The 22876-nt window shown below is 39.8% G+C and carries 27 protein-coding genes and 1 riboswitch; of the genes, 3 read left to right on the top strand and 24 right to left on the bottom strand.

The window, feature by feature from the left end:
* Positions 1–71 precede the first annotated feature (71 nt).
* Positions 72–1058, top strand: a complete 987-nt coding sequence (locus tag Q0A12_RS09110; protein ID WP_291292335.1) for an AraC family transcriptional regulator — start codon at positions 72–74, stop codon at positions 1056–1058.
* Positions 1059–1301: 243 nt separating this feature from the next.
* On the opposite strand, the gene Q0A12_RS09105 is transcribed toward Q0A12_RS09110, so the two are convergent.
* The 21 genes from Q0A12_RS09105 to Q0A12_RS09005 form a co-directional block, all read right to left on the bottom strand.
* The gene (locus Q0A12_RS09105) at positions 1302–2261 is read right to left on the bottom strand and encodes an N-acetylmuramoyl-L-alanine amidase (protein ID WP_291292334.1); all 960 of its coding nucleotides are present in this window, start codon (positions 2259–2261) and stop codon (positions 1302–1304) included.
* Between the two features lie 34 nt (positions 2262–2295).
* Positions 2296–2748: a phage holin family protein gene (locus Q0A12_RS09100; RefSeq protein WP_291292333.1), complete on the bottom strand. Its 453-nt coding sequence runs from the start codon at positions 2746–2748 to the stop codon at positions 2296–2298.
* A gap of 84 nt (positions 2749–2832) precedes the next feature.
* Entirely contained in the window at positions 2833–2955 is a 123-nt protein-coding gene (locus Q0A12_RS09095; protein WP_291292332.1) for a CD1375 family protein, read from the bottom strand.
* A 12-nt stretch (positions 2956–2967) separates the two neighbouring features.
* Complete coding sequence (locus Q0A12_RS09090; protein ID WP_291292331.1) at positions 2968–3258, bottom strand: hypothetical protein; 291 nt, start codon at positions 3256–3258, stop codon at positions 2968–2970.
* Positions 3259–3273: 15 nt separating this feature from the next.
* Positions 3274–4881 (bottom strand): pyocin knob domain-containing protein, encoded by a 1608-nt coding sequence (locus Q0A12_RS09085; protein WP_291292330.1) that lies wholly within the window; start codon positions 4879–4881, stop codon positions 3274–3276.
* Positions 4882–5148: a hypothetical protein gene (locus Q0A12_RS09080; protein WP_291292329.1), complete on the bottom strand. Its 267-nt coding sequence runs from the start codon at positions 5146–5148 to the stop codon at positions 4882–4884.
* Positions 5145–5726, bottom strand: coding sequence for a putative phage tail protein (locus Q0A12_RS09075; protein WP_291292328.1), 582 nt, complete (start codon positions 5724–5726; stop codon positions 5145–5147). The genes Q0A12_RS09080 and Q0A12_RS09075 overlap by 4 nt, the downstream gene beginning before the upstream one ends.
* Entirely contained in the window at positions 5716–6852 is a 1137-nt protein-coding gene (locus Q0A12_RS09070) for a baseplate J/gp47 family protein (protein WP_291292327.1), read from the bottom strand. Before Q0A12_RS09070 ends, Q0A12_RS09075 begins: the two co-directional genes overlap by 11 nt.
* Positions 6849–7220 carry a DUF2634 domain-containing protein gene (locus tag Q0A12_RS09065; protein ID WP_291292326.1) on the bottom strand — a complete coding sequence of 124 codons (372 nt, stop codon included), beginning with the start codon at positions 7218–7220 and terminating at the stop codon, positions 6849–6851. Before Q0A12_RS09065 ends, Q0A12_RS09070 begins: the two co-directional genes overlap by 4 nt.
* A 1-nt stretch (position 7221) precedes the next feature.
* On the bottom strand, positions 7222–7539 hold the full coding sequence (locus tag Q0A12_RS09060; protein ID WP_291292325.1) for a DUF2577 domain-containing protein: 318 nt from the start codon (positions 7537–7539) through the stop codon (positions 7222–7224).
* Positions 7539–8516 (bottom strand): hypothetical protein, encoded by a 978-nt coding sequence (locus Q0A12_RS09055; RefSeq protein ID WP_291292324.1) that lies wholly within the window; start codon positions 8514–8516, stop codon positions 7539–7541. Before Q0A12_RS09055 ends, Q0A12_RS09060 begins: the two co-directional genes overlap by 1 nt.
* Positions 8513–9190, bottom strand: coding sequence for a hypothetical protein (locus Q0A12_RS09050; protein WP_291292323.1), 678 nt, complete (start codon positions 9188–9190; stop codon positions 8513–8515). Before Q0A12_RS09050 ends, Q0A12_RS09055 begins: the two co-directional genes overlap by 4 nt.
* 9 nt (positions 9191–9199) lie before the next feature.
* On the bottom strand, positions 9200–12451 hold the full coding sequence (locus Q0A12_RS09045) for a hypothetical protein (protein ID WP_291292322.1): 3252 nt from the start codon (positions 12449–12451) through the stop codon (positions 9200–9202).
* A 4-nt stretch (positions 12452–12455) separates the two neighbouring features.
* Positions 12456–12632, bottom strand: a complete 177-nt coding sequence (locus Q0A12_RS09040) for a hypothetical protein (RefSeq protein WP_197081144.1) — start codon at positions 12630–12632, stop codon at positions 12456–12458.
* On the bottom strand, positions 12632–13027 hold the full coding sequence (locus tag Q0A12_RS09035) for a phage portal protein (RefSeq protein ID WP_291292321.1): 396 nt from the start codon (positions 13025–13027) through the stop codon (positions 12632–12634). Before Q0A12_RS09035 ends, Q0A12_RS09040 begins: the two co-directional genes overlap by 1 nt.
* Positions 13028–13046: 19 nt before the next feature.
* The gene (locus Q0A12_RS09030) at positions 13047–13514 is read right to left on the bottom strand and encodes a phage tail tube protein (RefSeq protein WP_291292320.1); all 468 of its coding nucleotides are present in this window, start codon (positions 13512–13514) and stop codon (positions 13047–13049) included.
* A 16-nt stretch (positions 13515–13530) separates the two neighbouring features.
* A complete protein-coding gene (locus tag Q0A12_RS09025; RefSeq protein WP_291292319.1) occupies positions 13531–14835 on the bottom strand; it encodes a phage tail sheath family protein in 1305 nt (434 codons plus the stop codon).
* Positions 14836–15045, bottom strand: a complete 210-nt coding sequence (locus tag Q0A12_RS09020) for a hypothetical protein (RefSeq protein WP_291292318.1) — start codon at positions 15043–15045, stop codon at positions 14836–14838. It lies immediately after the preceding gene.
* Complete coding sequence (locus tag Q0A12_RS09015) at positions 15038–15460, bottom strand: DUF6838 family protein (protein ID WP_291292317.1); 423 nt, start codon at positions 15458–15460, stop codon at positions 15038–15040. Before Q0A12_RS09015 ends, Q0A12_RS09020 begins: the two co-directional genes overlap by 8 nt.
* Before the next feature lie 562 nt (positions 15461–16022).
* Complete coding sequence (locus Q0A12_RS09010) at positions 16023–16526, bottom strand: ArpU family phage packaging/lysis transcriptional regulator (RefSeq protein ID WP_291292316.1); 504 nt, start codon at positions 16524–16526, stop codon at positions 16023–16025.
* A gap of 111 nt (positions 16527–16637) precedes the next feature.
* Positions 16638–16823 (bottom strand): hypothetical protein, encoded by a 186-nt coding sequence (locus tag Q0A12_RS09005; RefSeq protein ID WP_291292315.1) that lies wholly within the window; start codon positions 16821–16823, stop codon positions 16638–16640.
* 536 nt (positions 16824–17359) lie between these two features.
* Between Q0A12_RS09005 and Q0A12_RS09000 the strand changes: the two genes are divergently transcribed.
* On the top strand, positions 17360–17707 hold the full coding sequence (locus Q0A12_RS09000) for a helix-turn-helix domain-containing protein (protein WP_291292314.1): 348 nt from the start codon (positions 17360–17362) through the stop codon (positions 17705–17707).
* 8 nt (positions 17708–17715) lie between these two features.
* Entirely contained in the window at positions 17716–18138 is a 423-nt protein-coding gene (locus Q0A12_RS08995; protein ID WP_291292313.1) for an ImmA/IrrE family metallo-endopeptidase, read from the top strand.
* A 382-nt stretch (positions 18139–18520) separates the two neighbouring features.
* Here Q0A12_RS08995 and mgtA read toward each other — a convergent pair whose 3' ends face one another.
* The 3 genes from mgtA to Q0A12_RS08980 form a co-directional block, all read right to left on the bottom strand.
* Positions 18521–21175: a magnesium-translocating P-type ATPase gene (mgtA, locus tag Q0A12_RS08990; protein ID WP_291292312.1), complete on the bottom strand. Its 2655-nt coding sequence runs from the start codon at positions 21173–21175 to the stop codon at positions 18521–18523.
* A gap of 319 nt (positions 21176–21494) precedes the next feature.
* Positions 21495–21815: a GNAT family N-acetyltransferase gene (locus Q0A12_RS08985; RefSeq protein WP_291292311.1), complete on the bottom strand. Its 321-nt coding sequence runs from the start codon at positions 21813–21815 to the stop codon at positions 21495–21497.
* A gap of 4 nt (positions 21816–21819) precedes the next feature.
* Positions 21820–22503 (bottom strand): MgtC/SapB family protein, encoded by a 684-nt coding sequence (locus tag Q0A12_RS08980; RefSeq protein WP_291292336.1) that lies wholly within the window; start codon positions 22501–22503, stop codon positions 21820–21822.
* Between the two features lie 136 nt (positions 22504–22639).
* Positions 22640–22809, bottom strand: a riboswitch (M-box (ykoK) riboswitch).
* Positions 22810–22876 lie beyond the last annotated feature (67 nt).

Raw genomic sequence — 22876 nt, 5'->3', positions numbered from 1 at the left:
TGACTGCAGTTGTCTCCTTTCTTTTGCTCGTTCCTTTTTCAGTAGAAGAGAGTGGTAGTAGGAGGAACTAGATGAATTATGCTCAACTTGAAAATAAACTAAGCAGTAACACATCATACATCAATAAAAATGATGACGAGATTTTACAATCGTTTAGGAAAAAATTCGATGTTGTCCACTATAACGACAAAGAACTATTTGTTTTTCATAACCAAAGAGAATTTAGGCAACAAAATCATCTAATTTCTTTGCATCACAGAAATAGCGGACGAGTTCCAATGCATTTATTTCATTACGTTGTGATCACTTATGTCTACTCTGGAACGTTTACAATTGATGTAGAAAATACTAGCGTGACCCTTTCTGCAGGAGATATTATTATATTTGACAAGTATGTTCCTCACAGCGTGCATCCCACATCAGAAAATGATTTAGGCATCAATATTATCTTACATGAGCACTTTTTCCATACTATTTTTACAAATAAACTACCAAATGATCGTTTGATAACAGAATTTATTTTTGAAATCGTCAATCGACAGGCCACCCATAACCATTATCTTGTTTACTTTACGGATGATGATTTTGGGATTAGAAATTGTATTCGAAATATTTTATGCGAATATTTTGATCCCGATTTAAGCTCTGCGGATATGATTGACCATTATATAATGATTCTGATCATGCACTTAGCTAGAAAGAAGAGCTATGATACGAACCTTGCTGCAATGAACTATTCAAATAAGGATCTGCTTAAAAATATCACTTCTTACATTGAACAAAATTATATTTCTGGAAATTTAAACGAATTATCCGACTCTTTAGGTTATACCCCTTCTTACATTAGCAGACGCATCAAACTGGTTTTCGGAAAGACGTTCAAACAATTAATCAATGAACAACGTATGGATAAGGCAGCTTTACTTCTCAAAAACAGTGAGTTACCCATCTATGAGATAGCTGATGAAGTCGGCATTAGTAATATTACCGCTTTTTATAAACGCTTCAAAGATTATACCAGCTACACCCCATTCGAATATCGGAAACAAAAAGTCTAAAAAACTTGCGAATTTCTTTTAGTAAGCCAATAAAAGAAGTCGCAAGTTTTTTATCATGTCTTACAACGGCTAATGTACGGGATAATCTATTATGGCAACTAATGAAGCCACTCTTTTTTCTTCAAAACGAATACTATCAGCTCAAATAGCCACTGTATTATCCTTACCAATTTTGTGTTAATCATGTGATAAGTGTTATTTTTCTCAGATTCCTACGGTTATTCATTTTACGCCTTCCTCTTGTTAATCCACATCTTGCTCAAGAAACCAAGAGTTCACATCATCAAGGAGATAGGCTACTTTAGAATTTGATTGATTCACAGATTTTATTTGCTTGATTTTGTATTTTTTCCCTTTGACCCAAGAAGGGATCTTCTGTCCTGTTTGATAATTCGTAGCAAAACTTTGCACGATGACAGTATCACCAATTTTTTTCGCAGTATTATTAGTAGTTATTAATTGAATGTCATTTTGATGAGCCCAACCAAGACTATCAATTAGGTACGGTTTCTTTCCAGTTACAATACGTGTGATGGTTCCTGTTTTGTTTCTGCTGACCGTTGTTCTTCCTGTTCCATCTGAATCACGATACAACGCATCGACAATTTTCACCTTGTCACCGATTTTGAAAGATACCTTTTGAGCAGCGATCGATTCGTTTGACGAACTTGATAAATAACCAAAAACATCTAAAGCCCCATCCACTGCTTTTTCCATGCTATTCATCAAAGCTTTCATGTCTGATGGATTGTCAATAAATCCCCACTCAATAAGCAAAACCTTTTTACCTGCACCAGAATTGCGAGCAATCCCAAGCCAAGTTCCGTCTTTTGGTCCTCGATCAACTAATCCTAATGCCTTAGCAATTGCTGCTGATAATTTCGCAGCAGTGGCTTTGCTGGCTGATGAACCATAAAGAACTTCTACACCGGTAGCTGTTCCGTTAAATGCATTCAAATGATTGGAAATATGCCACCCATCCGCACATTTATTAATATTGCTAGCTACGTTATTTACAATTGTGTTAGCATTCGTACCAAAGTTATCGGAAATATCTTTAAGTCCAGTCTTCTTGACCATCATAGCAGTAATTGTGCGAGCAACCTCCGCTTCCTTATAGCCGCATCCAACGGCACCAGGATCGGTCCAAGTATTTCCATTTTTCCGTCCACCATGTCCTGCATGAACTGATTTAATACTCATTTTTCATCATCCTTTCTAGATAAAAAAGAGCAGCTTATTCAGATGCCCCATCATCTTTATGTTCTGTAAACTCCTGACCATTCCCATAATCATTTTTATGATCCATGCGCATTTGAGAAAAATATTCTTTCAATTTATCTGGTAAAGGCAAAAATTCCGCAACATTTTCTAGCAAAGAAATTCCTTCATTTGCAACATAAAACATAATGACAATTTCCCGTAATGGTACAACTTGATTCGTCATGCGTTCCAATTCCACGGCTACTGCAACTACTAACAAAATCATGCCTTTTTTTAGTAATCCAATGAACCCTATTTCGCTATTAAGCTGCTTTAACTTAATAGATTTTGTAATGCCAGATAAGTAATCTGCAATCATTAGAAAAATCAAAGCGTGTAAGATACCATCCATACCTCCTAAAAAACCTACTATTGTTCCTCCAATCAGAGCTACTACCGTTGATATACTATTAAAATGTTTTTCCATCGTGGTTTCTCCCTTTTAATATAAAAAGCAATCAACTTATTAAGCTGATTGCCTCCAACTAATGTAAGATTAGTCTGTTTCTTCTTATTTTTTTACATTTGCAACAATTTCTGCAACATCTTCACGAATAGGCGCAGGTACGCTTTCAATAGTACGTTTGCCTTCTGCGATATGAGTCGCGTATAACATTTGTAGTGCTGAATACATAGCTCCCCCTCCTTATCTTGACAAAATCATGTCCGATATTTCCAATAAAGCTTCTTGCGTCAAAGTCATCTCTTGCCGCAATAATTCGTTTTCCAGCTTTAGTTTTTCAAGTTCTGATGGCTCACGTTCGATGTTCTCATCTACAATTGATTGAATAAAGGTACTCATAATTTCAGGATTATTCTCAAACTCATTTACAAGTATATCGTCGAATAATTCATTTAGTTCTTCATTCATATATCCCTTGTCATCAAGGATGATTTTCTTATAAAGCGTCGCGAATTGAGCTTGTTTTTCACTCATTTATAGAACCTCCTTCTAATCCAATCTTATAATACCGGTAAATGGTAACCAATCTCCTGCATTGCAGTTTTTCCATTCCGTACCATATCGATGACGTGACATCTTGAATACTAAATTACTTCCACTATCAGTCATTCCCAGTAGCCATTCTTGCGCACCAGAAGCTTGTTGGACCATCGGACTTGTTGACCAACTCCCGCTTATTCCAAGAACTGACTTAGGAATAGAAACCAAATCATGTTCTTGAGTATTATTGGTAACAGTCAACGTTTTTGTAGGAGAAACCGTGCCAGAAATAACCAGTGTACCTTTATTTAAAAGCTGAATTTTGACTTTAGAGCCTTCACTTCCGCTATATAATTTAAAAGAAGACGTCAGATACTGACTAACATCGATCCGAGTTGGATTTGAGACAGCTGTTATTTTAGAATCAACTTCCGTCTTAGTATAAGCACCAACATTTCCAGCTGGTATTGCAATATTACTTGTTCCATTAAAGGACACCCCTGCAATCGTCCTCGCAGTTGCTAGTTTCGTCGCCGAGGGGGCATTACCAGCGATTGTCGTGGCAATAGCTGCATTTCCAGAACCATCAAAGGATGTTGAACCTGTCACTCCACCAGTTAGAGAAATTGTACGTGCGGCATTTAATTTACTGGCAGTTTGTGCAAATAAGCCAGATTGCATTGTTCCATTTGCTAATGGTATAACAACCCAATTTCCCCAACCAGAATAAGCTTTGCGGACATACATGATGCAACTATCGTGAACAGTAACTCTTTGTATCACGTCAGCTGTTTTTATTACTTCCAAAGCAAAAGCTTGTGTTGTAGGAGAATTACTAATTGTTTTGGCTGTTGCATTTAACGGACAGGAATAGATACCTGGAGTTTTATAATTATTTAAGTCTGTGTTTGCAAGAATTTCTCCAATATTTGGATTAGCAGTAATCGAGATGTTGCTTGTCCCGTTAAAAGAAACACCATTGATTGTTCTTGCGGTTTGCAATTTTGTTGCACTTGCGACATTGCCGCCAACGATATCGGATTTTGTGGTAGCTATTTTTGAATCCGTTTCGGTCTTCGTATAGGCCCCAACATTGTTTGCAGGAATTGAAATGTCTTTCGTGCCGTCAAACTCCACTCCGGCAATCCGTCTAGCGGTCTGTAGCTTGGTAGCTGAATTTACTGATCCGGCTTGTATTTCCGATTTAGTTGCAGCTATTTTCTGATCTGTATAAGCAATTGCTTCTGCTTTTTTTGTATCAGTATAAGCTTTTGCTGTGCTTACTGTTGCTGCCTCTTTTTCATCAACCTCTGTTTTGGTATACGCTCCTATCTGTGCTGCTGTCACACCGTGGGGGTTGTCTTTTTTGATTGAATGAGCAGTGGTATATTCCTTTGCAGTTGCAAGAACCGCCGCATCTTTAGTATCTGCTTCACTTTTCGTATACGCTCCGGTTTGCGCCGCAGAAACCCGGTGAGGATTGGCTTTGTTATCTGCATGATTTGCTAAATTGGTTGCATTTTGTGTATTACTCAATTGTGCTTGCTCTAAGCCGTCTTCCCATCTCTGAGCATCTTCGGGGTAAATAATGTCTTCATTTTTCCATTGTTTTGTCATCTACTTCACCTCTATCCGATATTTGAACAATGTATTTCCATTGATTGGAACATATACTTTACATTCTGAAAGTAAGCTTTCCTCCTCAAAGAATTCAATTTTTTTTAGCAGAGAAATTTCTTCTGGAATTTCAAATTCTACGAGCAAAACATTTCCTTCGAATATTGCACTAAAATCATTGATAATGATGGCTTCATTTAGCCGTATTTCGGTAATCATTCGCTTTATTTCATGAGTGACTTTCGACTTTAAATTTTCACTAATCAATGAAAAATCACCTTCCCTTCTTCTCCTCGCCTTAACAACGAATCTCTCCCTATCCGACTTTTACCTATGCGGAAATAAACCAAAGGTGACGTCGTTCCGCTCTCTAAGATTTCAATTTTTTCGTGGTAAGTTGGTCTTTGGATATAAACGATATTTGCAGGTTTTACTTTATTAATAAGGGATTGCGCCTCGATAAACCAGTTTGCATTTTCCGTAGCTGTTTCCAAAATGATTTGATAGTCATCGTAGTTGATTACAAGCAAGTAGTTGTCTTTTCCAAAAACTTTATTTAGCTGTTCCTTTAAATAGGTGACCGTAAAAGGAGGTTTTGATTGCAGACGATTCAAAATTCTTTGTTTTCTAAATGCAAGATCTTCCACTTCGGGATTGGCTAAAATCCCTAGAAGTTCCTCGTGAAAATAGATTGTTTGCTCATCTGCAGTCTGAATCCACTGATTGTCTTTCACCTTTTTGACCTTTTCATCTATTTCTTGGATCATCGCTTCTTCAACTGCAAATAAAACATCAAATTCTCGGATATCTTCATACCAATTAGGTACTAACTCTTTAAGATTCATGAACAATCACTTCCCCAAGCATTGGTAATTCCTGTTTGCTGTTTGATAATTCCATTTGAACGTCTGCTTCTATCCCATTTAGTTCTAAGGCTTGCACGTTGGCGACGCCGGGAACAGTTAAAAGTGCTGCAGTAATCTGGGAGCGAAAAATCCAGCACTCATATCCAGAATCCCTTCGTTCATCCCATGATTTTCTGACTTTGTCAAAGTAACTGGCGATGACGTTTTTGATTTGCATTTCAACTTGGGGATAGGTGATTCCTGAATTAAGCGTCAATCCAAAAGAAACATCAACGACTTTTTTCGTTGGGCTAGCCACGGTTACTTTATGACCTATTGGTGCGTAACCTAGACCTTGACCATCTTGTGTTGGATCGATAATCTGTTGAACTTGCTCCACTAAGATTTCACTAGCTCTTTGGTAGGTGTCATCTAAAATTACCAGACGGACTGTTCCTCCACCATTCCAAACGGGATAAACTTGTACAGCCCCAACTCCGTCAATAGCGGCTGTCAAATTATAGTAATCTGAAATATTCCCGCCAAATGTCCCAACTCCTTTTGAATCAATGACTCTCTTTCTTAAATCTTCATCGGATTCTGTGTCGCGTGCTGGAATCAAGAGTTCAGTCAAAACGGCTTCTGCTAGCCCATTAAAATTGCTCAGCGGGAGTAACACACCGATATACTTATTGCCGCTATCTCCTGCTGTTTCAGCTTGTAATTGGTACATGCCTTCCTCTTCAGATGCAATCACTGTATAACACACTGGATCTTCTCCTATTGACGAGAAGCGGCTACCAATCGCTACTGAAAATGGACTGCCATCCTCTCTTGTTAAACGAACCCGCACGATCGCCTTAGTTGCTTGGATACGCTGCAGACCTGCCTCTTCTGCGCGATAGTCGAGATAGTCGCCTGTAGCCGTTGTGACAAATGTATCAAGCAGGACGTTCTTCAGTTGCATAACGAATTCTGCTAGTTGATAACAGGTTGGCGCTAAGGCATCATAAATGATTGATCCTTCCCGGGTATCGATTTCTGCCGGTACCTTGGCTAACGCTTGATTGATAAAGTATTCGTAATCATAGTTTTCTAAGTAACTGCCGATCTCCTCTGTTTTCATACCGCCACCTCCTTTTCAATTTTAATTTGACCATAGATCGTTACGACAAAAAAAGAGACCAAAACTGCGTTCTTGCTCTCTTGCGTTAGAGTAAAATTTTTCACTTCAATTATTCTTTCATCAACCGACAGTGCATCCTGAACAATTCGCTCAACCTCTGCTATCACGAGGTCTATGTCTTCCCCAATAAGGGATCGTAGTTCGACTCCATAGTTATCCGTATAGATGGGCCAAGTAAATCGCTCGGTATGCAGTACCTTCTCAATAGATTGACGCATCGCAGCTAGTTCATCGATCCAACCAGTGATGCGTCCATTCAACAAACGGTACGTTTTTGACGGAATCTGTTCTAAAAGTTCTTCCTGCATTTCATCCGCTCCTATCTAAAACGTAAAATTTTTGTCCTTTACTGACTCGCAGCATTCTGACACGCTCGCCGACTTGCAGTGAGGAAAATACTTGTGTAGAACCATATCCCGTCTTACCATCAATTGTGATGGAGAAATCTACCGAGAGTGGACGGACCATCTGAGACAAAATCAAATGGTTGCTGGTAATAGTGAATCGATTGTCCACTCGAATGGTCAAAGGACTGTCATTGGTCACTACTCCATAAAGCATATCTGACAAATCAGTTGGATTAGGCTGACTGTCTTTGATCCTACGAGCCAATTTTTCACCTGCCATTATGCCACCACCTCCACGTCCAAATCCATCGTGTGACTGTTGCCAAGATTGTGGGTACAGCTAGTGACTAAAGCTAACTGGTCATTGCCCATGCCTTCAGAATGCAAATCCTTCAATCGTAAAACAAAACTGCTACCGGCACTAATGGCCATTGAACCGATCGCTCCGATACTGATTGTTTTCACTTCTTGATTGTTTTCCCTCAGCAACGCATTTGCCTGTTGTTGCAATTGTGCTTGATTAAGTTCTGCATCACTGACATTTTCGACAATTTGCAGCCGCCCCCATTTTTCAATATTTTTCGCATCGATGGCGGTATAGATTTCACGCGTATTTCTATTCGCATCTTCCCGGATCACTTTCACTGCGTTGGCTGCTTGATCAATCGTGGCTTGATAATTGTAATCAGTCAGTAGCGATTGATCTCCCACAACAAGTTTGGTAATCAAACGGTTTAAAGTAGAAAATTCCAATCTTCCTCCATGATCACGGATACAGCACCGTAGGCCGCCAGCATTCAACCGGGTGTCTTCTAACGCATTTTCTAACATTGAAAAATAGGTTTTGTTATCCATAATTGTTGCCGGGCACTGATAAGAAACCGGATCTAAAATTTGATAAGGGATCCCCTGTATTTCACAAATCTTCTTAAAACGGGTTGAAACACTAGACGCATCAAAGACAATCGTATCTTCATTTTTGAGATAACGGAGACTGTCATAGGCCACGATCTGCCACAACGGAGAATTATTTTTCTTTCGAATAAACACTTTTCCTTTAAAAAAAGTTTTACCGTCAACTTTCGCTTCAATTAGGTCGCCGCTGTGAAGAAAAACCGTTGCATCTTCAATGATCGAAAACTCAAATTTTCCAGGTTGGGAATCGAGTGCTGTCGTCCAACTGGGATCAATGACAATTTCTGAAATATCATACATTCGGCGATTAGACACATTGGTTGCCAAAATTTGTAAATTCATTTGATCCGCCTCACACTTCCTGCAGTTACCCAGCCGCGCCAACCGCCATTCGTTAGTGTCACATGATACGGATGACTGCGTCCTTTTGCAATAAAATTGACTTTCCTCGTTGCGTTCACTTCCGTTTGCCCGGGTCCTGATCCATAGCTGTCGCGATGCAATCGCCCATTGACAATCACAGTACAGCCAATCGTTATCTCTTGGCTGACTACCGGACGAGTCGGTTGCGGACTGATTTGCTGAGTAACTGTTTTGACAAACTTTGCGGCATACTCCCGATACTCTTTTAGTGAGATAGAATATTCAATGTCCCCAGTCGAATCAACGATGGACCATCGAAATGATTCGATCGAGACCAACATATTGATTTTTACATCCGTTACAATCAGACGAATGGCCTGTTGGTCATCCATGGCTTTCTCAATCAATGCCACGTACTCATTGGGAGGCATATAAACACTTCCACTGATAGCCAAGGAGTGTTTTTTATCAGCTGGAAAAAAACAGTCTAACGAGACAGCTTTTAATCCTTTTGCAGCAAGTTGCGTGATTTCTCCCAACTTGACTACCTCATTTGCTTCATTCCGCCCAGGAACATCTACCGTAATTGATCCTGGATTGACAGGAAGCATATATCGCCTGCCACTGATTTCTAAATAGAACTTAATTGCCATATAAACCTCCTAACTTAAATCTGCATCCATTGCATCTAAAATCACTTCTTCCACTCGTTCAACAATATCCTCTACATTGAGTGCTTCTGCGTTGTTGTTTTCCACATTGATTGTCACTTGCGGAACAACCTGCTTGTGCTGCACGATTACTGCTTGACTAGTCGAAGCTTTGATTCGTGCGATATCCTTGTCATCTACTTGGACACTGCTGGTAATCACTTCATTGGCTGAGACGGTCGCTAATTGCTCTGGAATGGTGGCCATTGCTAAAGCCGCACTGGCTTTTTCTACCATATACTGAGCGGATACAATTCCCTTTGCCAGTCCCTCGGAGACGAAACCGCCAATTTCCATCATCACTCGCGATGGTGAATGAACATCTAATGCCTGACGGACAATGCTTGCCACTCGCATAGCGACCGTCTGAGCTGCAGAAATCGCCGATTCTGCACCGATTCGAATACCATTCGCCAAACCAGCCATTGCATACCCTCCAGTCGTTTGAAGCTGCAGAGGTAACCCATTAAACGCTTGGACAATTTCCTCCTTACTATTTTCTACTGCAGATTTCACCTGCGCTACCCCTGTTTCAATGCTGGTAGCAAGCATTTCCATTCCATTCGTCGTTGCATCTTGAATAGCCGTCATTATGGTTTCTGTAAGTGTCGTAAAGAGACCAACCATTGCTTCCATTCCCTCAGAACCTACTAATTCAGGAAATTGATTCATTACTTCAATAATTTCGCCAATGTCTTTGATTCTTTGGAGAACTGCTTCTTTATCCATAGGAATCTCTGCTAGTGCAATTAGCTTATTGGTGATCGCAATTAAGTGCTCAATGGATCCCGAGACATTGCTTAGCGTTGTTGCATCAAATTTGGAACCAAAAGTATTCCCCAACTTTTCCCAGAAACCTTCTTCGCCACTTCCAAGTAAATCAATAATCTCTAGGATATCGCCTACCTTTGTTTCAAGTTGCTGTTTATCAAAGGGAATTAGCCCTAGCGCGGATAAACCACTGGCTATACTTAGTAGATAATTCACTGAATCAATGACATGACTAAATGTCGATGCGTCAAAACCGCTAGTGAATTTATCTTTTAATGACGACCAAAATCCTTTGTCCTCATTATCGACACCAATAATCAAATCACAAATCCCCAACAAATCTTCAACCTTTTTTGTGATAGCATCAATCGGTAAAGGAACCATCCCTAACATAGAGAGGTCGCTGGCTATTTGAGTGATTGCAGCGACCGATTCAGCAATATTTTCATACATTGAATTGTCAAAGCCGCTTTTGAACGTATCACCAATTGTTTTAAAGATACTTTTCTCTCCGTTGATTGTTTTTACAGCACTTAAAATCTCGTGTATTTTTTCTCCCACATTGTCTGCTATCTCAATGCCTTCGATTTTTTGCAAATTTTCAGCTACTGACACTAATTCATCGACAATTCCAGCAATAAGTGAAGTGTTAAGGCTGCCAACAATATTCGACAAAAGATCCCCGATAGATCCTAAATCAGAATTAGTAAAAATTTGAATGACATCAAGCAAGTTAGTGATTTTTTCTTCCACGTTGCCAAATTCATCCGGCACCTTTTCGTCCACTTGTAGGATGGCTTCAGCCATCAGCATTAGCTCTCCTGCTACTGCTGCAATCGCAATCATTCCTGCAATAATCGCTGCGCCACCAATTCCTGTTGCTATGACCGCACCAATTGCGGTGGCCAAAGTAATAAACCCACCAATCGCTAGTGCGATATTCGCCAGTTTGTTCGAAAAACTTCCAAAATCATCTGATACTTTTTCATCGATTTGTTTCATTGCTTCTGCAGCTAACATTAGCTCGAGACTCATGGCAGCAATCACGACTAAACCAGCAATAGCAGCAGCTGGATTTAAATTAGCTAGTAGACCTGCTACTGCAACTAATCCTCCCATGCTTGCCAATGCCAGCGCCATAGCACCAATTTTAGCGGCAAAGCTACCAAAATCACTTGGTACATTGTCGTCTATTTGTTTCATCGCTTCGGCGGCAAGCAGCAGATTAAGGGATAAGCCCGCAACAATTAACAATCCGTTAAACGCTTTAGCTGGATTTTTGTCAGCTAAAGCTCCGGCTACTGCAACAATAACTCCCATAGCAGCTAAAGCCAGTGCCATAACACCAAATTTCTTTGCCAGCTCTCCGAGATCATCTGGCACTTTATCCATGACATCCTTCAACGCTTGCGCGGCTTCTTTGATAATGGTTACTATGCCGTAAACCAATGCTAAATTGGCTGCTTTTTTGGCAAAGCCATTAACCGTATCAAAAAAAGTGTTAATGGGTTTAACGAAGGATTCAGCTAAAAAATCGCCACCTGCTGAAGAAGATTCATTAGAAGATGCTTCTTTCCCAAAACCCAAAAAAACTTTCAAACGGTCAAAGAGGTCTGAAAGTTTCGTAAATTGGTCTTTGATTGTTGACACGACACCGCTAATTGGCTCCTTTAGCTTTTGAAAAGCTTTTTTAAAAAGCTCTAACTGTGGACCAAATCCTTTGAAGACTCCCGAGATTTTCCCCCACGCACCTGCAAATTTCAGACTGCCTTCACCAGCTATAGTTTTGATCACTGAGAAAAAATTTTTTATAAGGTTCTTGCTTTGCTCAAGACTCTTCACAATATTTTTTCCGCTAAAAACTTCACCCATTCCTTTTAACTTACCAGAAATTTCTTCAAATCCTTGTGAAATGGAGATTTTTATTTTTTCAAAAATCCCTTTAAATAAACCGGCACCAGACATGGCTTGTTTCAAACTCTCCATACTTGCCTTAACCAGTTTGCTAAGTACCGATTGTACTTGATCAAAATTTTCTATGCCGCCAACCAGTGCGGTGCCAAGATCAGATTGCGCAATATTTTCTATCTTTTCAACGACTTTGATGATCGCGTTCAATCCTTCGACGATTTTCGTAACAAAGTCTTTAATATCGATAAATGACGAGATCTGATCACCGAAGTTCCCAAACAATTCCATCAAGCGGTCTGTCATAGGTTGGATAATATTCCAAACTTGATCAATGCTAGTTTGCAGTGTTGCAGTCATATGATCGATCGCTGCTGACGCTGAATAAAGGACCTGCTCTAATTCAACCACTTGCTGCTTAAACGAATTCATTGACTGTGCGGCTTTGTCTAAGCTTTGATCAATGGTATTGAGTACTTCGGTGAACTGATCTCGAAGCATAAGGTTTGCTTCGAGTGTTGCCATTTAGTCACCTTCTTCTTGTTTTTTTCATTGCTTTTTCTTCAGCCTCGATACGCAGATCGGTAAACGCCATAATCATGGCCCGTTCGCGCTTTGGCAATGATGCAAAAGCTTCCGGCGTTAAGCCAGCGGTGTGATATGCATGATAGGCATACCACATCTCGCCGGATTCACCGGAAGCCATTATTCCTTTACATCTTCCTTCAGTTCCTCTTCAGATTCGTTGAAACCGTTGAGTTCCAAGACTTCTTTGGTCAAGTTGGCGTATTCTCCTGCTAGAAGCATCGCTTTTAAGGTGTCAGTCGCCGAGCCTTCTGTTTTATAATAAGCTTGCAGCTGAGCATCTTGTAGATCCGGTGTTTTCACGCATCGTGCCAATAAGGCATCTCCGTATTTATCCGTATCAAGCTCCTTGACCGTATTTCCAGATTTACTGCGCCGTTTAGTCGTATGCACTCTCTTTAAACGATCATTCTCTGTTTCGGAGATTGCTTCGATGACAATAGGTTCTGGAAAACGTTCAATCTTGATTTCTTTTGTGTCACCGACTACTTCCATCATGAAACTTTTAATATTCATTTTTTACATTCCTCCTAAATTATCCCAGTGTAGGCTGGCTAAATTGATCCAATAAATCAGCATCAGAAAAGGTGAAAGAAATCTCTTCATCTAATGTTTCTGATTCAATATCTAATTTAGCAATCGGCACCGAATCAAAAATAACCCCACTAATCAATGTTGATTGCCGACCGATGCTGCTGTTTGGATCATCGTTAGTCACTTTAATCGTCACTTCCGGGATAGTACCAGCTTTTAAATAGTCAATACCAATTTTTGCAAATTCGCTGGTTACTTTGTGGATAACCATTGTTCCCGTGCCATTTGCCCCTGCTACTTTTTGCTGATTCATCCGTTTACCCAAGACTGGCACCTCTGTCTTGATTAGTTCCACCATTGCTTCGATATTTTTTAGCCAAAACATCGGTACATTGCGTCCATCGATTGTCATGAAGGCAGTGCCCTCACGCCCTGAAATAATATCCCCTGCTTTTAAAAATCCACTCATTGACTATACCCCTTTCTTATAAGACCTCTACGGTCATGTAAAGTTTTTCCATTGCATCTACTGGCTGTACCTGGACATTCATCACAATTGATTCTTTCTCGTTTCCAGAACTGATCTCAATATCTTCAGCAGAAAAATTCGTGATCGCTCCAGCACCTTGCAACCCATTGAAGTAATTGATGCGATCTGCTTTGAATAATTCTCGTCCATCTTGATCATTGTTGATCTGACCAATGAATTTATCTTCAAAGGCTTTTTTCGAATTATTTGCAATATCATCTAAGCAACGCAAAACTCGATTCTTGGAAAACGCTTGGCTTTTTTCTGTGTTAAACGTAGTCAGGCTATTAATGTCTTGCTCAATCACAACAGACCCTCGTTGTTCAGTAAAGACAAATTCACCATTTTCCAATGCTGTGATGATTTCTGTGTTTAAGAAGCGTTGGGTGACATCCACCGCTCCGTCATACTTTTTATAAGTCAACGAAGTTGCTACACCAGCAGCGGCTGAAGCTCCAGCTACCCATGCAGTTGCTTGTTCCGCCGTAATAGTAGTACCATCTGATAAAACAACACCATTTTTGACATTGATTACTGCTTCGCTATCTGCTGCATAATCTGCTACGACTAATTGGCACTTTTTCCCTTCTTCGTTACGCATGCGATTGATGAAAGATACACCTGCTGCTTTCGTTACCGTGTCTTGAACAGGTAATGCTAAAGTATTGAAATCAAACAATTGGATTTTATTGAAAAAAGTCATGTAATCATTCATAGTTGCCGCAGTATTTGATCCGTTTTCTAAAACAATAGAAAATGCGGTCATCTCCCCTGAACCTGTGAAAGTCACCACTCGATTGGTTACCAATTCTTCCATTGTTTTTACCGTTTGGCGGTCAACAAGCTGGCCGGCTAAATAGGTTTCAACATCGTAGGCATCTGCCACGTTGACATTTTCTTTCGAGACAATACTGATGGCATTTCCTCGAGTACCTCCATACCGTGCAGTGACAGCAAGATCCCCCTCAGTTGCAATCGCTTTGCCTCCTGTTCCTACACGATAAACCAGTACCGTGGTAGCTTTTTTCAATGCTTCACGCAGTAATAATAATTGTGGGTCTGTTAAATCGTATCCAAATCCGGTTAAATCCGAGGATGCCGTAATGGTTACTACTTCATTTTCTGGTCCAAAATCAAGCGACAACGGCAATGCTACCACACCAGAAATTGAATCTGTCGTTCCAATACCTCCATTTGAGCGGACATTGATATATGCGCCGGGTCTTACTTTATTTTGTGTTGTCCATGTTCCTCCTGCCATTTACTTCACCATTTCCTTTCGTAATTTGATTAACACTTGTTTTGCTTCTTCAAGTGTGTAGACTTCTTCATTAAGACAAGCCCCTAAAAAATCAGCTTCAATTTGAGTGAATGCTACTGATTTCAAGAGATCGCTCTTGCTAAATTTCTTTTGTGGTTCTGATTCCACAGGCTGTTCTGAGATGGTTTGCTTAGTTGCTTTTTTACCCATGTTTCACTCCTCCTTGTTGTTCAAATTTTGTTAACTTAGGCGTATTCTCCACAGGTGCCATGCGATACCGAATATCAAAGGTCATACGCAAAATCCCCTCTTCGACTTTTATTTCTCTGTTAAAAATCCCTAACGAAAGATCTGTTAATCGTTGAAATTCATCGAATAGCTTGCTGCGCATTTGTTCACATTGCTCATGGATTCCAGTAGTCGGATCTTTCTTAGGAAACCAACTCACACAATAGTGGTGTTTGCGGTACTCATAAGCCATCAGTTCTTGCTGACTTTCAGACATCACTTCGTAGACATAAAACGAGGCTTCTGCGAAACCTTGTTCTTGATATTCGCGATAGATCGTCGCATGAGGGCGAATTCTTTTTAGTTCATTGACAATGGCCAATGTGATGTCGATCATGAAAATCAAATCCTTTCCACGCTTTGTTGTTTACTGAATCAACGGTTTTTAGCAGTTGTTGAGGCGCCCTTCGCATTTTCAGCATTTTTTTTCGAATCTATTTAGGGGGATTTCGCTGTGTCCTTCGCCCATTTTTCCTTTTCCGAAAAGCGCTTGATTCTGATGAAATGCACCACTTCAAGTACCGATTCTTCCATTGATTCCTGTGTTTGCTTCTGGTCTTACCGCAATGAAAAAAAATAGTGCTGATCTGCTGTTCCGCGATAGATACAACTGACTCAATCATTCCCCCAAGTTTCTTTAACCTTACTTGCTGCATTAGGTCCTCCTTTCTCGATTGATAGTGGTATTCACCACAGTTGGCGTTTTGTTAGTTTAACGACATTGCGGTCGATACCCTCCAAACAAAAAGCCTAGCAAAAACTAGACTTAAAGCATTCTGCAGTGAAGAAAAAAACTTGATGATCGTATCCCAGAGAGTCGCTGTCTCTTAATCTTTTTGACACTATCATAATAGCTCTTTGGGCGACGGATCCGCTGCGGAACTTTCTAGAAGCATTCGCTAGCTTTGGCAGAGTGAAAGTGGCGTTGATTCCGACTTCTTGACGACAAGTTGTAATTCTCGACTAAATTGCAGCAATGCTTCTTTCGATTCGTCGGTGACAATATCTTTGCTAACGGCAACTCGTTCCATGATTTCATTGACCGTTAAACCTTGGAGATAGCGAAGGACAAAAATCTGTCTTCTTCGTTCCGTTACTTCTGCTTTAAAAGGATGAGCGACGGCAGCAAATCCTTTAGCAAACAATTGGTGGAGTGTTTGAAATTCTGCAAGATCTTCTTCTTTTTGAATCAACAAACGTTCAGCCTCTCCAGAGTGACCGCCAGCTGTCGAAGGTGGTAGTAAACTATACGACGGTGTCACTTTAGGTACTCGAGGCTGTCCTACCTTCTCCCGCGCACTTTTATATGCACCGATAAAGATTTCAAAATTTTTCTTTGTCAATGCCAAATCAATTGTCTCGCTGCAAGGAATTTCATATTTACTAATATCAAATAATGTCATAATTGTTCTTCTCCTTATGAAATAGTCTGTGGATCATCCAAACTTTTGATGCTTTGTTGGTTGATTACCAAATGAATATCTTTGGTTATAGAAAAACGAGAGTTGGGCCCATCAATCCAGTTCTTCAAATAAAATCGCATAATCATCAATTCCTAATTCAGCGGCAATTTTTGCCACCACATCTAAAGAGATATTTGCTTGTTTCTCTTTAGCGATTTGATGTGCTTCACTTAAATACAACCCTTTGTATTCAAGATGCCAGTCAACGTTTTCCCAAAAAATCGTTAAAATGTCCATTTTCCCACTCCTTTATTGCTTTTTTTACAGCTCGGCCATTTTTATTACATCTAGAACAATTCACAGCACTTGCTCGACCGTAACAGTCTTTCACCCAAATGATTCGTTCATCCTTGCATCTTAGGCAAGTCATTGATTTTACTCCTGTTTTCATCTACTCGTTAAGACCCCTTTCTTAGCTAAATTCTCCTTTCAATATGGTTATCCGTCTCTTCCACTCAATTCGTCCCTTACCTTCAGCCATCTCCCTCCTATTTGATGAACAGTTTCTCCATAACACCTCGAGCCATCCGAAAAGAGAATGGAAAAACGGATAAAACGATTGACTAAAAGTATTCGTTCGTATACTATAAAAGGACAGTGAAACAAGCCAACAACATACTTATGAAGCAGTATAGTTCGCGTCGCTTAAATTCATTTTCCATTTTTTCTAGCAAATGAACTTACAAACAAATATTAATACATTCATATACTTAAGTCAATCAAAATTATAAAAACGGATACTAAATTAATAAATGAACAGGAGAAACTTAGCCATGACACTATTTGAAAGGATTAAAAAATTAGCTGCGCAACGAAATAAAAACGTCAAAGAAATTGCTTTGATCCTAGGATTCAGTGAAAATCTTTTTTACAAATGGAAAAATAGCGAACCAAAAGCGAGAGATTTAGAAAAAGTTGCCGATTACTTTGATGTTTCAGTCGATTACCTTCTTGGACGAACACAGACACCTCATGCGAATACTACCCAGCCACAACAATTGACCGTCGAAGAAGCGCTAGCATCGGTGATGAGCAGCGATGGCAAACCTCTTTCTGAGCATGATCGGGAAATTTTGGCTGGCATAATTGAAGCATATATCGAAAAGAGTAGTAAAAAGTAGGTGGTTTTGTGTACCATAACATTGGTCGGATCGTGGAAGAATTAGCAGTGACTGTCGTTGATGTACCTGAGCTTGATGCGAATGGTCATTTTATTGCAGCAATCAATACAATCGTTTTAGATGCTCGACTTGATGATCGGGAACGAACAAAAGCTTTACTGCATGAACTGGGCCATGCAGCGAAGCATAAAAATAACTATGATCTTTATCACTTAGCCTTCTCCTTACACTCTAAAATGGAGCGGGAAGCTGAGGAATTTATGATTGAACAAATGGTCAAGATTTATTTGCATGAAACAGATTTTAACTTTGATAGTTTCAATGTAGTCAATTTTTTAGAGACCCACAAATTAGACTTAAAGTTTGAACCTATCGTGAAAGAATCTGCTTCTTATTATTTTGATTTAAAAGGAAAGCATACTTTTTCTTAAAGATGTAGTGAAAATGACTATCTGATCTAAAACTTCTGTTTTATGCGCTTAACGTGATATCTATTTGAAATAACAAAATTAGTAGTCTGATCATTAAGCATTCGAAAACCAACATCCAAATGTACTCACTCTGCTAGATTATTAAAAACTAGCAGAGTGAGTACATTTTATTTACAGCTTTAATCAGTTTTGCTCGCAAAGTAGCTGACTGAGATAGTTTAAGCAAATAAAAGACTTAGATTCATTTAACTAATTCAAAAGAGTTAGGACGTTAAAAAGCCATCTGTTTTCACAGACGGCTTTTTGATTATTAAAGATAAATTTTGCAGTTGCTACCTACTGCCTATTGCATGAAATTTTGCTTTTTAGTCAAATTTTTTTGTCAGAGCAATTCTTGATAACGATGAATGTAGAAACGTTTGACGATGGTTACTAAGGCTAAATAAGCAATAATGGTTGCGATCAGCCATAACCAGTAGTCTGATGGAAGAACTGCCATTCCTAAACTTTGGCCAAAGTTCGTAAACGGTAAGAATGTCCCGACGGCAATTCCTAATGAAGTGATCGCTGTCATAATGAATGAGCCACGGCTTTGGATAAATGGAATCTTTGGTGTCCGCAAGGCGTGGAGCACGAGTGTTTGCGACCATAATGATTCTACAAACCAGCCAGCATGAAAGACAGCGATAAATGCGACTTGTTGTTCTGGTGTCAACGTATGGAAATTGCCACCAACTACCGCTGGACAAATAATGAAGTACATCAATAAATAAGTGGTAATATCGAACACTGAACTTGTTGGACCTAACCAAATCATAAATTTACCGATACTCGATGCATCCCAGCGCTTTGGTTTATCCAAGTATTCTTTGTCCATGTGGTCCCAAGGAATCGATACACAGGAAATATCGTAAATAAGGTTGAGGAAAAGAATCTGTAATGGCAGCATTGGCAAAAATGGCAGAAAGGTGCTAGCAACAAGAACCGAAAACATATTGCCGAAATTGGAACTTGCGGTCGCCTTAATGTATTTCATGATATTCCCAAAGGTTTCTCGCCCTGAAATAATTCCACGTTCTAAAATCATTAAATCTTTTTCTAGCAAAATAACATCGGCCGATTCTTTGGCAATATCTACTGCCGTATCTACTGAGATTCCTACATCTGCTGCCTTCATTGCTGGCGCATCATTGATCCCATCTCCTAAAAATCCTACAGTGTGTCCATTTTCTCTCAAAATCCCCGTAATGCGCTGCTTTTGGTGTGGGTTCAATTTGACGAAAATATTGTATTTTTCAACAAGCTGACTAAGTTTTTTATCCGATACACTTTGGATGTCTTCTCCGCTAATCAGCTTTTCTGCCCCTAATCCAACTTGCTGACACACAGACTTTGTCACTAACGCATTGTCGCCAGTTAACACTTTCACGCCAACTCCGTGTTTCTTTAACGTTTCCAGTGCTTGTTTCGTGGTTTCTTTTGGCGGATCCAAAAATGCTAGATACCCAATGAGAACCATCTCAGATTCATCTGCTACAGAAAATTCACCTACCACGCTTGGATTCGTTTTTTGAGCTACCCCGATCACACGTAGCCCATCTTCATTTAGTTCATTGACTTTTTTTAGAACTTCTAGTTTTATCTCCTCAGTTAATGCAGTCACCTTTCCTTTGAAATCGACATAACTTGAGATGCTGAGCATTTCCTCGATTGCACCTTTGGTGATCATTTGTGTTTTTCCAGTGGGATCTTCTACGACCACACTCATTCGTCTCCGTTCAAAATCAAAGGGAATCTCGTCGATCTTTTTATAAGGAATAGCAGGGATTCCTAATTCTTTTTTAGCCGCATCAATAATCGCTACATCTAACAAGTTCTTCAATCCGGTTTGGTAGTAACTGTTAAGATAGGCATGTCGCAATACTCGCTCATCTTCTTCTCCAGTCAAATCCAAATGGTACTCTAAAATAATCTTGTCTTGCGTTAGCGTGCCAGTTTTATCCGTGCAGAGGATATCGATCGCACCAAAGTTTTGGATCGCATTTAAGTTCTTGATCACGGTGCCTTTTTTCGCCATTCCAGTTGCGCCTTTGACCAAATTCGTTGTTACGATCATCGGCAACATTTCTGGCGTCAACCCAACAGCTACTGACAAGCCAAACAAGAATGCTTCCATCCAATCGCCTTTTGTGAAGCCATTAATGACAATGACCGTTGGTGCCATTAATGCCATGAATTTGATGAATAAGAACGAGGTTTTGCGAATCCCTAACTCAAAGCTAGTTCGAATAGGTTTAGTGGACAATGACTTTGCCACATCACCGAAAAGAGTATGGTTGCCAGTAGCGATCACAACACCTTCCGCAGTCCCACTGATGACATTGCTTCCCATAAAGGCTAAATTTTCATAGCTTGTTTCAGAATCATGTTTTGTAACAACTGTTTCGGCATTTTTTTCAACCGGATAACTTTCTCCCGTTAAAGCGGATTGAGAAATAAACAAGTCTTTCGTTGCAGTCAAGCGGATATCCGCTGGAATCATGTCGCCCGCAGACAATTTCACGATATCTCCACAGACGATTTCTTCCATTGGTACTTCTGTGTAGACGTTTTTACGCTTCACTGTCGCAGTAACCTTAACCAATGATTTCAGTTTTTCGGCAGCTTTATTTGATTGCACAGATTGAATCAACGTCATGGTACCACTAATCAGAATCATGACAAAAATTATCCCACTACCAAAATAATCCCGTTCCTCTGGTGCCGCAATGACGACTTCAGTGATAAAAGAAGTAATCCCTAACCCAATCAGCACTAATGTAAAGGGGGTGATATAGGCTTTTAAGACTTCCATAATGAATGGCGTCTTCTTTCCATAGGAAATTTGATTGGATCCATATTTGTTTCTGGCCACGATTGCTTGACCTTCAGTCAGTCCTCTTTTAGAAGTCTGAAAGGTTTCGTAGATATTTTCGAGCGTTTTTTTCGCCATTAATCCATAATTAGTGCTTTGAATAGGTCGTTTTTTTGTTTCCATTTTTTCTACCTTCTCTCCAAATAGTTCGCCACAACTCTCTTCTAATGATTAAGAGAATTGTTTCCTAGCATTGTTTTTTACTAGGGTTTGAAGAAGAAGGCGCTAAAAACAAATAGACACTAGTATCTGACTACCTTTTTGTTCCTCTTCTGCCAAACCCTTTGGTATCGAATGACTATCGTCCATTTGTTTTCATCTCCTTCCGGTTGAAAAAGTATCGGTCAGCTGACAAGTCTCTTGGGAAAACCTTCATGATCAAAGCATCTGCTTGATAGGCTTCTGTTTCGCTATACCCTAATCTCCGATAAAAGCTCCAAGCTTACTTTCTTCCTGTTAAAAATAAGGTCGAGTAATTTAAATTTCTGGCAATTTGCTCCGCATACACTAGTAATTTCTTACCTACCCCTTGATAATCTGGGTGAATGGCCACTTGTTTTATTTGGATACACTTAGACGAACAAGGGTGCAAAAGAAGGGTGCCGACAATTCGCTTATTTTGCCTTGCCACTAAATGAATAGCTTGTTTCTCCTCTGCTGGAGACTCTCTTAATAACAGTTCCGCGCTAACCTTTAAGACTTGGCTTTGCAAAACTAATGTTTCTTTATAGTCACGACTATCCCATCTGATTAACGTAAGCACTGTCTCACCATGTTTCTCCCTCCTCTGCTAAATGAAAAACTTCTAGTACATGATTATTTTTCGACAATTGAGTAACGATTTCTTTCACTGCTAAATCAGCATTTGCAGCAGGCTCGATCTCTACTTGCAGCTGAATCCGATTCTCTGCCAGGTCTTGGCAAACAAAATGGCAAAATGAAAGAACATACCGATCCAATTGATTGATGACCTCTGTCCGCAAAGCCACCTCGGAAGACCTTTTTTCGGTAATGATCAAAAATGAATTTCTGTTCTTCTCCAGAGATTCTGTTCGATACCCTTCCGCAAATTGATCAAATCTTTGAGAAAGAAAACGAATCACACTATTCACCAGCATGATCATTAACGCTGCAAAAAATCCTTCTTGGATATAACCAGCGCCAATCACTGTGCCAACAGCTGCTGTACACCATAACGTCGCTGCAGTATTTAATCCTTTTACACTAAAACCATCCCGTAAAATAATCCCGCCAGCTAAAAAGCCGATCCCACTCACTACTTGTGCAGCAATTCGAGTAGGACTCGTGTCAGACGCAACCATCGAGGACAATGAAACAAAAATCGTTGCTCCCAGCGAGACTAGAACCATCGTCCGTACACCTACTAGCTTTTTTCTCCACTGTCTTTCAACACCAATAAGGCCTCCTGCCAGCACACTTAGACCCATCATTCCCAAAAATACATCCGCCTGCTCCTTTCCTCGTTTTAAAAATAAAAGCGAATCATTAGGCACAAAAAAAGCGACTTTTCCGCAAAAACTCCGCGAAAAGTCGCTCTAAATTCGTCAAAAAAACAAGACAAAAAAGACATTGATCTAATCGTTGAGTTTTGGCACTATACAACGTAAAGACAAACATCTTAGCTACCTTAAGAAAAGCCTTGTATTCGACAGTTCCTGTTCTACCCATTGGCGTCTCTCGACATTTTTGGGCAGTAGCCTGTGTCCATATAGGAGCCTCACCTAACAATTATTCTTATTTACATCCTTACTATATGTCAGTTAACTCTCGGTGTCAAACATTAGATTGAAAAAACTTTTTCAT

Origin of the sequence: Enterococcus sp. (genome assembly GCF_022711995.1) — a bacterium.
Taxonomy (GTDB): domain Bacteria; phylum Bacillota; class Bacilli; order Lactobacillales; family Enterococcaceae; genus Enterococcus_D.
The sequence above is the reverse complement of the archived record's forward strand: the minus strand, read 5'-3'. Positions and strand labels throughout refer to the sequence as shown.

What these genes read in the sequence shown, in the direction of transcription:
- Q0A12_RS09085 (WP_291292330.1), bottom strand. Translation starts at nt 4,881, where the DNA reads ATGACAAAACAATGGAAAAATGAAGACATTATTTACCCCGAAGATGCT.
- mgtA (WP_291292312.1), bottom strand. Translation starts at nt 21,175, where the DNA reads ATGGAAACAAAAAAACGACCTATTCAAAGCACTAATTATGGATTAATG.
- Q0A12_RS09000 (WP_291292314.1), top strand. Translation starts at nt 17,360, where the DNA reads ATGACACTATTTGAAAGGATTAAAAAATTAGCTGCGCAACGAAATAAA.
- Q0A12_RS09015 (WP_291292317.1), bottom strand. Translation starts at nt 15,460, where the DNA reads ATGATCGACATCACATTGGCCATTGTCAATGAACTAAAAAGAATTCGC.
- Q0A12_RS09105 (WP_291292334.1), bottom strand. Translation starts at nt 2,261, where the DNA reads ATGAGTATTAAATCAGTTCATGCAGGACATGGTGGACGGAAAAATGGA.
- Q0A12_RS09050 (WP_291292323.1), bottom strand. Translation starts at nt 9,190, where the DNA reads ATGGCAATTAAGTTCTATTTAGAAATCAGTGGCAGGCGATATATGCTT.
- Q0A12_RS09035 (WP_291292321.1), bottom strand. Translation starts at nt 13,027, where the DNA reads ATGAATATTAAAAGTTTCATGATGGAAGTAGTCGGTGACACAAAAGAA.
- Q0A12_RS09010 (WP_291292316.1), bottom strand. Translation starts at nt 16,526, where the DNA reads ATGACATTATTTGATATTAGTAAATATGAAATTCCTTGCAGCGAGACA.
- Q0A12_RS09030 (WP_291292320.1), bottom strand. Translation starts at nt 13,514, where the DNA reads ATGAGTGGATTTTTAAAAGCAGGGGATATTATTTCAGGGCGTGAGGGC.
- Q0A12_RS09095 (WP_291292332.1), bottom strand. Translation starts at nt 2,955, where the DNA reads ATGTATTCAGCACTACAAATGTTATACGCGACTCATATCGCAGAAGGC.
- Q0A12_RS09090 (WP_291292331.1), bottom strand. Translation starts at nt 3,258, where the DNA reads ATGAGTGAAAAACAAGCTCAATTCGCGACGCTTTATAAGAAAATCATC.
- Q0A12_RS09055 (WP_291292324.1), bottom strand. Translation starts at nt 8,516, where the DNA reads ATGAATTTACAAATTTTGGCAACCAATGTGTCTAATCGCCGAATGTAT.
- Q0A12_RS09005 (WP_291292315.1), bottom strand. Translation starts at nt 16,823, where the DNA reads ATGGACATTTTAACGATTTTTTGGGAAAACGTTGACTGGCATCTTGAA.
- Q0A12_RS09045 (WP_291292322.1), bottom strand. Translation starts at nt 12,451, where the DNA reads ATGGCAACACTCGAAGCAAACCTTATGCTTCGAGATCAGTTCACCGAA.
- Q0A12_RS09065 (WP_291292326.1), bottom strand. Translation starts at nt 7,220, where the DNA reads ATGCAGGAAGAACTTTTAGAACAGATTCCGTCAAAAACGTACCGTTTG.
- Q0A12_RS09075 (WP_291292328.1), bottom strand. Translation starts at nt 5,726, where the DNA reads ATGAATCTTAAAGAGTTAGTACCTAATTGGTATGAAGATATCCGAGAA.
- Q0A12_RS09040 (WP_197081144.1), bottom strand. Translation starts at nt 12,632, where the DNA reads ATGGCTTCCGGTGAATCCGGCGAGATGTGGTATGCCTATCATGCATAT.
- Q0A12_RS09060 (WP_291292325.1), bottom strand. Translation starts at nt 7,539, where the DNA reads ATGGCAGGTGAAAAATTGGCTCGTAGGATCAAAGACAGTCAGCCTAAT.
- Q0A12_RS09100 (WP_291292333.1), bottom strand. Translation starts at nt 2,748, where the DNA reads ATGGAAAAACATTTTAATAGTATATCAACGGTAGTAGCTCTGATTGGA.
- Q0A12_RS08980 (WP_291292336.1), bottom strand. Translation starts at nt 22,503, where the DNA reads ATGATGGGTCTAAGTGTGCTGGCAGGAGGCCTTATTGGTGTTGAAAGA.
- Q0A12_RS09025 (WP_291292319.1), bottom strand. Translation starts at nt 14,835, where the DNA reads ATGGCAGGAGGAACATGGACAACACAAAATAAAGTAAGACCCGGCGCA.
- Q0A12_RS09070 (WP_291292327.1), bottom strand. Translation starts at nt 6,852, where the DNA reads ATGAAAACAGAGGAGATCGGCAGTTACTTAGAAAACTATGATTACGAA.
- Q0A12_RS09020 (WP_291292318.1), bottom strand. Translation starts at nt 15,045, where the DNA reads ATGGGTAAAAAAGCAACTAAGCAAACCATCTCAGAACAGCCTGTGGAA.
- Q0A12_RS09110 (WP_291292335.1), top strand. Translation starts at nt 72, where the DNA reads ATGAATTATGCTCAACTTGAAAATAAACTAAGCAGTAACACATCATAC.